Consider the following 14,514-nt stretch of genomic DNA (forward strand, 5'->3'; position numbering starts at 1 on the left):
GGGGCCATGGATGGCCCCTAAGCGCGGTACCCCCGGAGTGCCACCGGCGCGAGGGAACCCCGCAGCGCAGCGAAGGGGCCGGATGCGGGAGCAAGCGGTTTTTGCCCCCTTTTTTCCAAGAAAAAAAGGGGGTCGCCGTAAAGGCGAAAAGGTGACTAAGCCTCACCACCGCAAACGGATAAGCCCAAAAAAATCGCCCCCCTCGACTGATTCAGCGCAAACCCACGTCAGGTACGTCCATAGATTCAAACTGGTGAGCAAACGGCAAAATCCCACCTTGAAACTTAACCCCGCGAAAGTCGCATCGTTTGAATGCCGCCCCAGTAAACGTGCATTCAACAAACTTAGAAGCCCTAAACTCAACCCTGTCGAAAACCGCTTCTGTAAAATCACAGCCAATAAATGTCACCCGACGCCCGCCATACTCCACCCCAGATCCCCCACCCAAGAATCTGGCGCGAACAAAGGCGGTGTCCTCACAGACAGCATCATCCATGTTGATCAAGAGCCTGCTCTTCGAGAAATCACAACCTTTCATTTCGACATTACACATCAGTGCCCTATCTAAGGATGCGCGCTCAAAGTTGACACCCACAAACACGCTGTCACTCAGACTCCCCGATATTTTCGAGCCAGACAGATCAACCCCACGTAGTTCTGACTCAAAGAGATTGACAGCCTTCAACTCGTTCAATACAGCGCCCGGACCAATAACGATTCCCGAGAGATCAACATGCTCAATAACTGCCCGCCCCGCCACAATCGAATCAACACAGCCAGCCACACTGTCCAGGTACTCACGATTGCGCCACTTGTCTTTTACCTGATTCACACAACAAGCCTGTAAACGCTCAATCGAAACACCATAGCGACCTGCTGCTTCAGTTCAAGGGACAAGCTGGAAGCCACAAGCTACAAGCTACAAGCTACAAGCTACAAGCTACAAGCTAAAAGCTACCCCCTAGAGCACCATCGCCGCCACCCACCCAAAGCCCAGCAACGGCAAGTTGTAGTGAATGAACGTAGGCACCACCGTGTCCCAGATATGATGATGCTGCCCGTCCACATTCAACCCCGAAGTCGGCCCCAACGTAGAGTCGGAAGCAGGCGACCCCGCATCGCCCAAGGCCCCCGCCGTCCCGACAATACACACGGTAGCCAACGGATCGAACCCCAGCTGCACACACAGCGGCACGAAGATCGCCGCCAGAATCGGCACCGTGGAAAACGACGACCCAATCCCCATGGTCACCAGCAACCCCACCAGCAGCATCAACAAGGCGCCAATACCCTTGCTATGGTCGATCCACTGCGCCGCCGTCTCGACCAGGCTCTTCACCTCACCCGTCGCTTTCATCACCTCGGCAAACCCGGAAGCAGCGATCATGATGAAGCCGATCATTGCCATCATCTTCATGCCTTCGGTGAATAGATCGTCAGTGTCCTTCCAACGCACGATCCCCGACAGCGAGAAGATCAGGAACCCCACCATCGCTCCAATGATCATCGAGTCCAGCCACAGCTGAACGATGAACGCCGCCGCGATGGCCACCCCCGCCACCAGCAAGGTCACCGGGTTGTAGCGCACGCTGACCTGCTCCACCTCTTCGATCCGCGCCAGGTCATAGTCACGCTTGCGCCGGTAGCTGACGAACACCGCCAGCAGCAGGCCAACCAACATGCCCGCCGCTGGCAGTGCCATGGCATGGGTGACGTTGATCCCGCTGACATCCACGCCCGCACGGCTGACGTTGGCCAGCAGAATCTGATTGAGGAAGATGTTGCCGAACCCAACCGGCAGAAAAATGTAAGGCGTAATCAGCCCGAAGGTGATCACACAGGCGATCAGCCGACGGTCGATGCGCAGGCGCGTCAGCACGTACAGCAGCGGCGGCACCAGCAGCGGGATGAAGGCGATGTGGATCGGCAGCACGTTCTGCGACGCCACCGCCACCACCAACATCAGGCCAATCAGCAGCCATTTCAGCCGACCGCTGTGGTCATGACCCTGACGGTCGATCATCGCCAAGGCGCGGTCGGCCAGGGCATGGGCCAGCCCCGACTTGGCGATGGCCACGGCGAAGGCGCCCAGCAGCGCATACGACAGCGCCACCGGCGCGCCGCCGCCCAGGCCGCCATTGAACGCGGCGAGCGTGCCCTCGATGCCCAGGCCGCCGACCAGTCCACCGGCCAGGGCGCCGACGATCAGCGCGATGACCACATGCACGCGGGACAGGCTCAGTATCAGCATGATCCCGACCGCGGCAATCACTGCATTCATGGTGTGCAATACCTCGTTGACGACAGACGAAAAACCAGCGTCCGGCGACAGACTGCGCGAGGCAGTGGCCGGAACAGGGGGTGTGGTTCTGGAGGGCGCACACTCTGAAGCACTCGACCAGGGATGTCAAAACTGCCGACCCAGGGCATTTACGCCAAACACGCCCACGTCATCGAATATTCACGTAAAGAAACCAGCGTCCACGCCGACATATCCGGCGACCCCCGCTCTGTTCCTATAAGGGATGATTCACCATGCCGCTGCGTCAACTGTCCATCCAATGGAAGATCACCCTGCTCGCCGGGCTGTGCCTGGCCAGCATCGTCACCCTGCTCGTCGGCCTGTCGCTGTACCGCATGCAGCACAGCTCGGCGCTGGTCAAGGCGAGCAGTACGCAGATGCTCACCGAGTCGGCCCAGGCCCGTATCGAAGCTCAGGGCGAAGTGCAGGCACAACGCATCCGCCGTCAGTTCATGGACGCCTACCAGTACGGCGCAGGCTTCGCCCGCCAGGTGCTGTTCCTGCGCGAGCAGGCGGAAAAGCGCTTCATCGACGCCTATGACCTGCGCCAGGATCTCACCGCCCAGGTGCGTGCCGCGCTGCAGGCCAACCCCGACCTGCTCGGCCTGTCGCTCACCTTCGAGCCCAACGCGCTCGACGGCAAGGACAGCCTGTTCGGCGGCCAGGCCGAGCTGGGCAGCAACGAAACCGGCCGCTTCGCCCTGTACTGGTCGCAGCCCAAGGCCGGCCAACTGACCTCCATGGCCCTGCCCGAACACGACATGGCCGACACCACCACCGGCCCCAGCGGCGAGCCGGCCAACACCTGGTGGACCTGCCCGCGCACCACTGGCAAGGTCTGCATCGTCGAGCCCTACTTCTACGAAATCGCCGGCCAGCAAGTGCTGATGACCAGCATCGTCTTCCCGCTGTCGGTCGACGGTAAAGTGATCGCCACCCTGTCCATCGACACCAACCTCAACAGCCTGCAGGCGCTGACCGAAAATGCCAGCCGCGAGCTGTACGAAGGCCGCACCCGGGTCGGCATTCTCAGCCCCGCCGGGCTGCTGGCCGGCTACAGCGCCGACGCCAGCGAGTTGGCCAAACGCTTCGACCAGGTCGACACGCGCCAGGGCGCAGAACTGGTCAGCAAGCTGGCCGAAGGCAAACTGCAGGTGCTGCAGGGCGAAAAACGCCTGAAAGTGCTGGCGGCCTTCGCCCCGATTCCCGGCGGCAGGCCGTGGGGCGTGCTGCTCGACGCGCCGCAAAGTGCCCTCACTGGCCCGGCCGACGCCCTCAAGCAAGAGCTCGATACCCTCAACACCAGCGGCACCCTGCTCGAACTGGCCCTGGGCGTGGGCGCCGCCCTGGCCGGGCTGCTGGCGGTGTGGTTGATGGCGCGTGGCGTGACCCGACCGATTCTCGGCGTCGCCGCGATGCTCGAAGACATCGCCAGCGGCGAAGGCGACCTGACCCGCCGCCTGACCTACGACAAACGTGACGAACTGGGCCTACTGGCCGGCTGGTTCAACCGCTTCCTCGACAAGCTGCAACCGACCATTGCCGAGGTCAAACGCTCGGTGCAGGACGCACGCGGCACCGCCGATCAGTCGGCGGCCATCGCCAGCCAGACCAGCGCCGGCATGGAGCAGCAATACCGCCAGGTCGATCAGGTGGCCACCGCCTCCCAGGAGATGAGCGCCACCGCCCAGGACGTCGCCCGCAGCGCGGCCCAGGCGGCGCAGGCGGCCCGCGAGGCCGATCAGGCCACCCGTGAAGGTCTGGCGGTGATCGACCGCACCACCGACAGCATCGGTGCCCTGGCGACCGACATGAGCAACGCCATGTCTCAGGTCGAGGGCCTGGCGCAGAACAGCGAGAAGATCGGCTCGGTGCTGGAGGTGATCCGCTCGATCGCCGAGCAGACCAACCTGCTGGCGCTCAACGCGGCCATCGAAGCCGCCCGCGCCGGCGAGGCCGGGCGCGGCTTCGCGGTGGTCGCTGACGAGGTGCGCAACCTGGCCCGACGGACCCAGGAGTCGGTGGAGGAAACCCGCCAGGTGATCGAGTCGCTGCAAGCGGGCACTCGCGAGGTGGTCGGTGCCATGGACAGCAGTCACCGCCAGGCCCAAGGCGGTGTCGAACAGGTCGGCCATGCAGTCAGCGCCCTGCGCCGTATCGGCGACGCGGTCACGGTGATCAGCGACATGAACCTGCAGATCGCCTCGGCCGCCGAGGAGCAAAGCGCGGTGGCCGAGGAAATCACCGGCAACGTGGCGACCATCCGTGACGTGACCGAGTCGCTGTCGGGCCAGGCCAACGAATCGGCACGGGTCAGCCAGTCGTTGAACAGCCTGGCCAACCAGCAGCAGGCGTTGATGGATCAGTTCCGCGTGTGAGTGCCCAGGCGCGCCTGAACAGGGCGCGCCGACGTGTAGAAAGGGTTAGTCGCGGCTGCGCGCCACCTGCCACAAGCGCGCGATGGCCTCGGCCCGCGCTTCGAGCAGCACGCCCGCCTCGCTGCAGGCGCGCTCCAGGCTGGTCGGGCCGCTGGCCAGGGCGAATGCCGCGTCGATGCCGTGGGCGTACAACGCTTCGAACCCTTCGCCCAGGGTGCCGGCGATCACCACCACCGGCACGGCGTGGCGTTTGGCCACTCGCGCCACGCCCAACGGGGTCTTGCCGCGCAGGGTCTGGGCGTCGAAGCGCCCCTCGCCGGTGATCACCAGGTCGGCGCCCTGCACCACGGCCTCCAGACCCGCCAACTCGGCCACCACCTCGACCCCAGGACGGAACCGCGCGCCCATGAACGCCTTGGCCGCGAAGCCCATGCCACCGGCCGCGCCGCAGCCGGGGAAATCACGCAGGTCCTCGCCGAGCAACTGCGCGCAATGGTCGGCAAAGTGCCCCAGCGCCTGATCCAGTGCCTGCACCTGCTCGGGTGAGGCGCCCTTCTGCGGGCCGAACACCGCCGATGCGCCATTGCCGCCGCACAGCGGATTGTCGACGTCGGCCGCCACCTCGAACTGCACTTCGCCCAGGCGCGGGTCGAGATCGCTGGCGTCGATTCGCGCCAGAGCGGCCAATGCCAGCCCACCCTCGGCCAGCGCCTGACCGTCGGCGTCCAGCAGGCGCAAGCCGAGCGCGCGCAGCATGCCGCTGCCCGCATCGTTGGTGGCGCTGCCGCCGATCGCCAGGACGATGCGTCGGGCCCCTGCCGCGAGCGCCGCCGCCACCAGTTCGCCGGTGCCCCAGGTGCTGCTGCGACAGGCGTCGCGCTCGGCGCTGGGGATGCACTGTATCCCGCTGGCCTGGGCCATCTCGATGACCGCCGTGCGCTCCTGCGCCAGCCAGCCCCAGCTCGCCTCCACCGGCGCCCCCAAGGGGCCGCGCACCATTTGCCGGCGCAATTCGCCCTGGGTGGCCGCGACGATCGCCTCCAAGGTACCCTCGCCGCCGTCGGCCATCGGGCACTCGATGCGCTCGGCCTGAGGCCACACCTTGGCCAGCCCAGCGCTGATGGCCCGGGCGACGCCGGCGGCATCGAGGCTGTCCTTGAACGAATCGGGGGCGATGACGATTTTCATGGGGATTCTCCTGTCCTGTTGCAGGGCATGCTGACAGTTGCCGATCGGCGCGGCTTCTGTCCGCTGCACAAAAGCGCCTGGCCGGGTTTGGGCAAATGCCCGTGAGTATCAAGCCGTTGGCGCTACTCGGCCGGCAGCAACTGCAAGCCGAGGTACAAGCTCAGCATGCCGTCCAGGCGCAGGGGGTCGACCTCACTCAACTCGGCGATGCGTTCGAGCCGGTAGCGCAGGCTGTTGCGGTGGATGCCCAGGGCATCGGCGCAGGTCTGGCTCTGCCCATCATGGGCGCACCAGGCGCGCAGGGTGGCCAGCAACTGCCCGCTGGCGTCCTTGACGGCAATGCGCCGCAGCGGCTCGAGCAACTCGTCCAGCGCATCGTCATGGCGATGGCGCCACAGCAGCGCCGGCAGGCGATACCGCGACAGGCTCAGCAAACGCTCGCCAGGCACCACCTCGCGACCATAGGCCAACAGGTCGCGCACGCGGCGATAGCCCCGGCGCAGTTGATCGAGACTCTGCGCCGCGCCGCCCAAGGCCAGGCGCTGCACCTGCCAACCGTGACGCTGCAAGCGTTCGAGCAGGCGAGCCTCATCCAGCGCCATCGAGGCTGGCCGACACCACAACAGCGATTGACGCGCCGGGCTGACGCACCAACTGTCGGGATAGCGACTGCTCAGCCAGGCCGACAACAACTCGGCCGGCGGCCCGGCTTCCAACTCGAACAGGCACGGGATACGCGGCAACTGCGGCTTGAGCCCCAATTGCCGGGCTTCGTCGACCAGTCGGGGCGACTCGCCGCTACCGCCCAGCAGCAAGGCCAGCAGGTCGTCGCAACGCTGACGTCGCCACTGTTGCTCGACCTGCTGGTTACGTTGCGCCAGCAGCATCTCGGCGGTCATGCGCACCAGTTCGGCGTAGGTGCGCAGGTGCTGCGGATCGCCGGTCAGCCCCAGCACGCCGATCAACCGCTCATCGAGCATCAGCGGCAGGTTAACGCCCGGCTGCACACCTTTGAGGCACTTGGCCGCCTCGCCGTCGAGTTCGACGATGCGTCCGTTGGCCAGCACCAGTTGCGCCCCTTCGTGGCGGGTGTTGATGCGCTCCGGCTCGCCACTGCCGAGAATCAGGCCCTGGCTGTCCATGACGTTGACGTTGCAGGGCAGGATTGCCATCGCCCGGTCGACGATGTCCTGGGCCAGCTCGTGGTCAAGTTCGAACATGTGGGTTCCTTGCAGTGGCAGACTTCGTTGCGCGGCACAATCGTCGGCGCCCGGCGCTGTGCAGACGCACAAAGACAGCAGCGCCTGGCTCGCCGAGACTCGTTCGGGCGAGCGTCGGTACAGGCGCCGCGGTGACAATCATAACAACAGAGAATTTCATCATGGCACACAGCCCAGCCCCTGACCAAGGCCACGACGCCAGCCGCGATGCGCTCTACCGGCGCATCACCCTGCGACTGATCCCGTTCATTTTCATCTGCTACCTGTTCAACTACCTGGACCGCGTCAACGTCGGTTTCGCCAAGCTGCAGATGCTCGACGCGCTGAAGTTCAGCGAAACCATCTATGGCCTGGGCGCCGGCATCTTCTTCATCGGCTACGTGCTCTGCGGCCTGCCCAGCAACCTGGCGCTCAACCGTTTCGGCCCGCGACGCTGGATCGCGGTGATGATGATCGCCTGGGGCAGCCTGTCGACCTGCCTGCTGTTCGTCACCACGCCCATGGAGTTCTACGTGCTGCGCCTGTTCACCGGCGCCGCCGAAGCCGGCTTCTTCCCGGGCGTGGTGCTGTACCTGTCGCGCTGGTTCCCGGCGGACCGTCGCGGTCGCATCATGGCCCTGTTCATGTCGGCGATTCCGGTCTCGGGACTGCTCGGCGGACCCTTCTCCGGCTGGATCCTCGATCATTTCGCCGCCGGTCAACACGGCCTGGCCGGTTGGCAATGGATGTTCCTGATCCAGGGCCTGCCCACCGTGGCGCTGGGCATCCTCGCGGTGTTCCTGCTCAGCGACGGTTATCAGAAAGCCACGTGGCTCAGCGAAGCGCAGCGCCAACTGATCGCCCGCGACCTCGCCCGTGATGCAGCCAGCAAACCGTCCACGGCCGGCGACAGCGTGCTGGCGGTGCTGACCAACCCACTGATCTGGACCTTCGGTTTCGTCTATTTCTGCATCCAGAGCGGCGTCTACGCGATCAACTTCTGGCTGCCGTCGATCATCAAGAGCCTGGGCTTCGACAGCCCGCTGCTGATCGGCTGGCTGAGCGCAATTCCCTACCTGCTGGCCGGGGTGTTCATGATCCTGGTGGGGCGCTCGGCCGACCTGCGCAACGAGCGCCGCTGGCACTTGGTGGTGCCTATGCTGATGGGCGCCCTGGGCCTGTTGATCGCGGTGAATTTCGCGGGCAACCCCGCGATTGCCATCCTCGGTCTGTCGATCGCCACCATGGGCGCGCTCACTGGCCTGCCGATGTTCTGGCCGATGCCCACGGCGCTGCTCAGCGCCAGCGCGGCCGTGGCGGGCCTGGCGATCATCAACTCGGTCGGCCAGATGGCAGGCTTCCTCAGCCCCTACCTGGTCGGCTTCATCAAGGACCAGACCGGCTCGACCGACGCCGCGCTGTACTCGCTGGCCGGCTTGATCGTGGTCGGCAGCGTGGTGGCCTTGCGCGTGTCGCGCGCAGGGAATGCCCAGGCGTCCTGAGCCCGAATCCCCGCCCGCCTTTGGGCGGCGGGGACTGACTCACTCAACGCGCGACATTCACTTCCTCGGTTTCGCGCGGCGGCGGCACCACGATCCGGCTCAGGTCGATGTGCCGGAAATCCGGCTTGCCGCCCAGGCGTGCGTTGTAGCGGGCGTTGAAGGTGAACGGGTCGTGGGTCGGCACATCCAGCGCCTGGCCATACGCACCCGCCACCGCCGAGGCGTCATAACCCATCAGCTTGAGCAAGGTCGGGAACAGGTTGTAATGGCTTGAAGCATTGCGGTTCTGCGCCAGGTACGCCTGCCAGTCCAGCGCCTTGACCCCCTGCCCCTGGATGACCACCAGCGGCACCAGGCCCTCCTCCATCACCGGATCGCTGTCGCAATGGGTGTTGAGCCCGGGATTGCCACGCTCGTGCAGGTCTTGACCATGATCGGAGGTGTAGATCAGCACGGCCTGGCTCAGGTCGGCCTGGGCGAACAGGCGGCGGAAGAATTCGCCGACGTTCCAGCCCAGGGTATTGCGATAGGCGTTGCGGTATAGCACCCAGTCCTGCGCGGTGCCGCTGAAGCCTTCGCGCGAACCGGTATCGGCCACGTCCTGGAAGCGCCCGCGTGGCAGCGCCGGCTGATAAGCCATGAAGGCGTCGGGGTATTTGTCGTGCACCGGGAAGTGCGCGCCGAGCTTGTTGATCACGATCAACTGCGGCTTGCCGTCGCCCAGCAGGCCGATCAACTGCTGCAACGCGGCCATGTCGCGGTCGACCACTGGCGTGGTGTCGAACTGGATGAAACGGTCGATGTCCTGCTTCTCGGTGTCGGTCATCAGGTTCTGCAGATTGCCACCGGTGCGCTGCGCATCGATGTACACCGTGCCCATGCCCGCACGCTTGGCGTACTGCCAGATCGACGGCTGCGTCGAGTTGATGCGCAGGTAGTCCTCACGGGTGCCGCCAAAGCGCAGGGTGACGTTGGTGTCGGCGCTGCAATTGGCGGCCGAGGCGGCATAGCCGAAATTGACGATGTCCACGCCGGGGTATGTCTGCAGCAGATGACTGGGTACGCCCGTCGGTGTGTTCAGGTCCAGGTAGTTGCCGGAAATGCTTTCGTCGATCACCAGCACGATGTCACGCGCCAGCGGCGCGCTCGACTGCGCCAGCGTTACCGGCTCGCGCGGTCCCACCCGGTCGTGCAAGGCTTCGTAGCCGAACAGGCTCAGGTACGCCAGCGGCGTGTACATCACCGGCAGCCCACGGGCACCCTCGCCGGCACGCACGAACAGCATGCCGATCAGCAGCGCCAGCGCCAGCAGCGGCGCGCCCATCGGTAGCCACTGGGGCAGGCGCGGCGCCGGCCCAGGCCGCAGTCCGACGCCCAGCAGCACCAACACCGAGCTGGCGGCCGCCAGGGTGATCGCATAGTGGTACTGCTCCAGTGCCTCCTGGACGAAGCCGCCGGCATACACCATCGAGACGAACGCGCTGTAGGTCAGGTACGAATCGGTGATCCGCAGGTAGGCGTCGAAGAACAGCCCACCGACCGCGAACGCCAGCGCCAATGGCCAACGCAGCCAGGCCTGACGGATCCACGCCGACAGCAACAGACCCGCCGTCAACAGCGCCGCCAGCCCCAAGTACAGCACCAGCGGTACGCCCAGCCCCAGCGCTTCGACGCGCTCGGCGTAATACCCATGAAAACTCGCCAGATAGGCCAGCAGCAGGGCCAATTTGATCCATCCGCGCATGATCCCAACGCTCCGATGACGGGGTGATTTTGCCAACCGTAGCACTGTTGAAACAAATCTCAACATGAAAAAGTCAATTTTCCGTCGATATCCTGACGCCATATTCCGGCCTGAAAAAAATCCTTCACATTGCTCCTTCTATCAACGCAACCCTTGATATTCGTGGCTTTCAACCGTTCATCGGCTAAACGTTTCATCTCTTTTTTCTCGCTTTTCAGTCCAAAGCCGCGTCATACAAGGGGTTAGTGGCAAGTGGCCTTATCATTAGCGCTTGTAAGTTTGACGAAACATGCCATTGCTTTGACGCATTTCTGTTAGGGTGCGCTATACCGACAACACACTGTTTCACCCCCCTTACTCATTCTCATGAGGAAAGCCGACATGGACGTGAGCGTTTTTGGCACAGGTTACGTAGGTCTGGTACAAGCGGCGGCACTGGCCGACGTGGGTCACCGGGTCCTGTGCGTGGACGTCGATGCCCACAAGATCAACCAACTACGCCAAGGCGTCCCGCCGATCAGCGAGCCGGGCCTGTCCTCGCTGCTGGAAGACAACATCCGCGAAGGCCGCCTGCTGTTCAGCACCCAGGCCAGCGACGCGGTCAGCCACGCCGAGCTGATCTTCATCGCCGTCGGCACCCCGCCCGACGAGGACGGCTCGGCCGATCTGAGCCATGTGCTCGACGTCACCCGGCAGATTGCCGAACTGATGGACGCCGACCGCACCCTGATCGTCAAATCCACGGTGCCGGTGGGCACCGCCGACCAGGTCATGAACCTGGCCCGCGAACGCCTGCACAGCCTGGGCAAGGACCACCTGCACGTGCGGGTGGTCTCCAACCCGGAATTTCTCAAGGAAGGCAGCGCCCTGGCCGACTGCATGCGCCCGGACCGAATCATCGTCGGCACCCGCGACCCGCTGGCCCATGCGCAGCTCGCCGAGCTCTACGCGCCGTTCTGCCGCAACCATGAAAAGCTGATGTTCATGGACAACCGCAGCGCCGAGCTGACCAAGTACGCCGCCAACGCCATGCTCGCCACCCGTATCAGCTTCATGAACGAGCTGGCCAACCTCAGCGAGCACCTGGGCGCCGACATCGAAGCGGTGCGCCGTGGCATCGGTTCCGACCCGCGCATCGGCTACCACTTCATCTACCCCGGCTGCGGCTTCGGCGGCTCGTGCTTCCCCAAGGACATCAAGGCCCTGCTGCACACCGCCGAGCACAGCGGCATGCCACTGCGCCTGCTGCAAAGCGTCAACGACATCAACGATCACCAGCGGCGCATCCTGTTCGCCAAGCTCAAGCAGCGCCTGGGCGGCCTGGCCGGCAAGTCCATCGCCCTGTGGGGGCTGGCCTTCAAGCCCAACACTGACGACATGCGCGAAGCGCCCAGCCGCTACCTGATGGAAGCGCTGTGGGCCGAAGGCGCCACGGTGCGCGCCTACGACCCTGAAGCGATGGACGAATGCCGGCGCCTGTACGGCTACCGGGACGACCTGCAACTGTGCGCCACCCGCGACGACACCCTGCAGGACGCCGATGCCCTGGTGATCTGCACCGAATGGAAGAACTTTCGCGTGGTCGACTTCGCGCTGCTGGCCAACAAGCTGCGCAGCCGCGTGATCATCGACGGCCGCAACCTCTACAACCCCGACCAGGTCGCCGCCCACGGCCTGCATTACAGCGGCATCGGCCTGCGCCAGGTCGCGCCGGAGCAGGCCGACTGGCAGGTCGGCGCGCCATGAAAGTGCTGGTCACCGGCGCTGCCGGCTTCATCGGTGCGCACACCTGCCTGCGCCTGCTGCGCGATGGCCACCAGGTACTGGGGCTGGACAACTTCAACGACTACTACGATCCGGCGCTCAAGCAGGCCCGCGTGCAGTGGGTGCAGCAGCAGGCGGGCGACTTCCCGCTGCACCGCCTGGACCTGGCCGACCGCGATGCCGTGGCGCGGCTGTTCGCCGAGCAGCGCCCGGACGTGGTGATCCACCTGGCCGCCCAGGCCGGCGTGCGCTACTCGCTGAAAAACCCCCAGGCCTACCTGGACAGCAACCTGGCCGGTTTTCTCAACATCCTCGAAGGCTGCCGGCGCAATCCGGTGCAGCACTTGCTGTACGCCTCGTCCAGCTCGGTCTACGGCGCCAACCAGCGCACCCCGTATCGGGTCGAGGACGGCGTCGATCACCCGCTGTCGCTGTACGCCGCAACCAAGAAGGCCAACGAGGCCATGGCGCACAGCTACAGCCACCTGTTCGGCATTCCCAGCAGCGGCCTGCGTTTCTTCACCGTGTACGGCCCCTGGGGCCGCCCGGACATGTCGCCGATGCAGTTCGCCCGGGCGATCAGCGAAGGGCGACCGATCCAGTTGTTCAACCATGGCCGCCATCAGCGCGACTTCACCTACATCGACGACATCGTCGAAAGCCTGGTGCGGCTGATGCCCCATCCGCCCCACGCCGACCCGCAGTGGGACGCCTTCGCCCCGGATGCAGCCAGCAGTCAGGCGCCTTGGCGGCTGTTCAACATCGGCGGCCAACGCCCGGTGGAACTGCTCGACTACCTGGCCCTGCTGGAGCAGCACCTGCAGCGCAGCGCGGTGATCGAGCTGCTGCCGCTGCAACCGGGCGATGTCCTGGCCACCTGCGCCGATGCCAGCGCCCTGGCCCGGGTCACCGGTTTTACCCCCCAGGTCAGCCTCGACGAAGGCCTGGAGCGCTTCGTCGCCTGGTTCCAGGCCTACTACTCGAACGCCGCGGCAGACGGCGAACCTGCTGATGAGCTGTCGCAACAACGGAGGGTGATATGACAGGACAACCGAAGAGCGCCCCGCTACAGGCGCTGTACCAGGACAAACGCATGGATCCGGCGCACCGCCAGCGCATCGATGCGGCCATCCACATGCAAGGTCGAGGCTGGATCACCGGCCGCATCGGCGGGCGCCCGTGGACCTTGTCGCGCACCAACCGCGTGTTGTCGTGCGTGGCCGCGCTGCTGCTGCTGGTGGTCTTGTCGCCCCTGTTGCTGGTGCTGGCGCTGCTGGTCAAACGCTCCAGCCCAGGCCCGGTGTTCTTCGTGCAGCAACGCACCGGCTACCGCGGTCGCCTGTTCGGCATGTTCAAGTTCCGCACCATGGTCGCCAACGCCGAAGCCTTGAAAGACTCGGTGCGCCACCTGAACAAGCACGGCGCCGACGCCATCGACTTCAAGATCGACAAAGACCCGCGCATCACCCCCGTGGGCAGTTGGCTGCGCCGCAGCAGCCTGGACGAGTTGCCCAACCTGATCAACGTGGTCACCGGCGACATGCGCCTGGTCGGCCCACGCCCCACCTCGTTCAACACCTACCGCTACAAGGACAACCACCTGGCGCGGCTGGCGATCTACCCCGGCATGACCGGCCTCTGGCAGATCTCCGGGCGCAGCGACATCGATTTCGACCAGCGCGTCGAGCTGGACCTGAACTACATCAACGAACAGAGCCTGATGCTGGACCTGAAGATCCTGCTCAAGACCCCGTTCAAGGTATTCACTGGCCATGGAGCAAGTTGAGATGGACGGTTCCACTTCTAGAAGCCTGCGTATCGCCAACCCGAGCGAGACCAACCTCACCGCCACCGTCCTGGACCTCGACCAGCGCACCCTGCTGCTGACCGCCGCCAACACCGGTACCGGCACTAGCACCAGCGCCCTGGCCTTCGCCAGCCAACTGGCGCAGATGAGCGCCGGTGCCGTGCTGCTGGTCGACGCCAGCGCCAGCAACGCCAGCCTCAGCCAGCAACTGGGGCTGGGCAAACTGCGCGGCTACAGCGACCTGCAATTCGACCTGGACACCCCGCCGCTGGCCCAGGACTGCGTGGTGCACCTGGCCGATCAGCCGTTCGACGTGCTGCCGGCAGGCACCTTCAAACGCGGCCGCCAACGCCTGGACCCGGAGCGAGTGCGGGTGCTGCTGCGCCAGTTCGCCGCCCAGTACCGCTTCGTGGTGATCGATGGCGAGGCGATCTACGCCAGCGCCGACAGCCTGACCCTCGGTCCGCTGGTGGACGGCGTGATCCTGGTGGTGCGCGCCGAGGACACCCGCTTCGAAGTGGCCCAGGCCGCCGCCCAGCGCCTGGGCCAGGCCGGCGCGCGGCTGATCGGCAGCGTGTTCAACCAACGCAAGTACTACATGCCCAAGTGGCTGTACGACCACCTCTGAGA

11 protein-coding genes are annotated in these 14,514 nt (G+C 65.1%); 6 read left to right on the top strand and 5 right to left on the bottom strand.

Annotated elements, in window-relative coordinates; all coding sequences use genetic code 11:
- Positions 1–211: 211 nt before the first annotated feature.
- Positions 212–832, bottom strand: coding sequence for a pentapeptide repeat-containing protein (locus Q7C30_RS03265; RefSeq protein ID WP_317870654.1), 621 nt, complete (start codon positions 830–832; stop codon positions 212–214).
- A 129-nt stretch (positions 833–961) separates the two neighbouring features.
- Positions 962–2,281, bottom strand: a complete 1,320-nt coding sequence (locus Q7C30_RS03270) for a Na+/H+ antiporter NhaC family protein (RefSeq protein ID WP_317870655.1) — start codon at positions 2,279–2,281, stop codon at positions 962–964.
- Between the two features lie 254 nt (positions 2,282–2,535).
- Between Q7C30_RS03270 and Q7C30_RS03275 the strand changes: the two genes are divergently transcribed.
- Complete coding sequence (locus Q7C30_RS03275) at positions 2,536–4,680, top strand: methyl-accepting chemotaxis protein (protein ID WP_317870656.1); 2,145 nt, start codon at positions 2,536–2,538, stop codon at positions 4,678–4,680.
- Positions 4,681–4,725: 45 nt separating this feature from the next.
- Here Q7C30_RS03275 and Q7C30_RS03280 read toward each other — a convergent pair whose 3' ends face one another.
- Both Q7C30_RS03280 and Q7C30_RS03285 read right to left on the bottom strand, forming a co-directional pair.
- Positions 4,726–5,868: a glycerate kinase gene (locus Q7C30_RS03280; protein WP_116888154.1), complete on the bottom strand. Its 1,143-nt coding sequence runs from the start codon at positions 5,866–5,868 to the stop codon at positions 4,726–4,728.
- 122 nt (positions 5,869–5,990) lie between these two features.
- A complete protein-coding gene (locus Q7C30_RS03285; protein ID WP_317870657.1) occupies positions 5,991–7,088 on the bottom strand; it encodes a sugar diacid recognition domain-containing protein in 1,098 nt (365 codons plus the stop codon).
- Positions 7,089–7,249: 161 nt separating this feature from the next.
- Here Q7C30_RS03285 and Q7C30_RS03290 point away from each other — a divergent pair, with 161 nt between their 5' ends.
- Positions 7,250–8,569: an MFS transporter gene (locus Q7C30_RS03290; protein ID WP_295485215.1), complete on the top strand. Its 1,320-nt coding sequence runs from the start codon at positions 7,250–7,252 to the stop codon at positions 8,567–8,569.
- A 43-nt stretch (positions 8,570–8,612) separates the two neighbouring features.
- Here Q7C30_RS03290 and Q7C30_RS03295 read toward each other — a convergent pair whose 3' ends face one another.
- Entirely contained in the window at positions 8,613–10,313 is a 1,701-nt protein-coding gene (locus Q7C30_RS03295; RefSeq protein WP_317870658.1) for a sulfatase-like hydrolase/transferase, read from the bottom strand.
- A gap of 381 nt (positions 10,314–10,694) precedes the next feature.
- On the opposite strand from Q7C30_RS03295, the gene Q7C30_RS03300 reads away from it, so the two are divergent.
- The 4 genes from Q7C30_RS03300 to Q7C30_RS03315 are packed head-to-tail and all read left to right on the top strand — an operon-like array spanning position 10,695 to position 14,512.
- Positions 10,695–12,059 carry a UDP-glucose/GDP-mannose dehydrogenase family protein gene (locus Q7C30_RS03300; RefSeq protein WP_039577554.1) on the top strand — a complete coding sequence of 455 codons (1,365 nt, stop codon included), beginning with the start codon at positions 10,695–10,697 and terminating at the stop codon, positions 12,057–12,059.
- Entirely contained in the window at positions 12,056–13,120 is a 1,065-nt protein-coding gene (locus Q7C30_RS03305) for an NAD-dependent epimerase (RefSeq protein WP_317870659.1), read from the top strand. The genes Q7C30_RS03300 and Q7C30_RS03305 overlap by 4 nt, the downstream gene beginning before the upstream one ends.
- On the top strand, positions 13,117–13,863 hold the full coding sequence (locus Q7C30_RS03310) for a sugar transferase (RefSeq protein ID WP_039577551.1): 747 nt from the start codon (positions 13,117–13,119) through the stop codon (positions 13,861–13,863). Before Q7C30_RS03305 ends, Q7C30_RS03310 begins: the two co-directional genes overlap by 4 nt.
- A 1-nt stretch (position 13,864) precedes the next feature.
- Complete coding sequence (locus Q7C30_RS03315) at positions 13,865–14,512, top strand: CpsD/CapB family tyrosine-protein kinase (protein WP_116888151.1); 648 nt, start codon at positions 13,865–13,867, stop codon at positions 14,510–14,512.
- Positions 14,513–14,514: the final 2 nt, after the last annotated feature.

Origin of the sequence: Pseudomonas sp. RAC1 (assembly GCF_030658255.1) — a bacterium.
In the GTDB taxonomy this organism is placed as follows: Bacteria; Pseudomonadota; Gammaproteobacteria; order Pseudomonadales; family Pseudomonadaceae; genus Aquipseudomonas; species Aquipseudomonas boreofloridensis.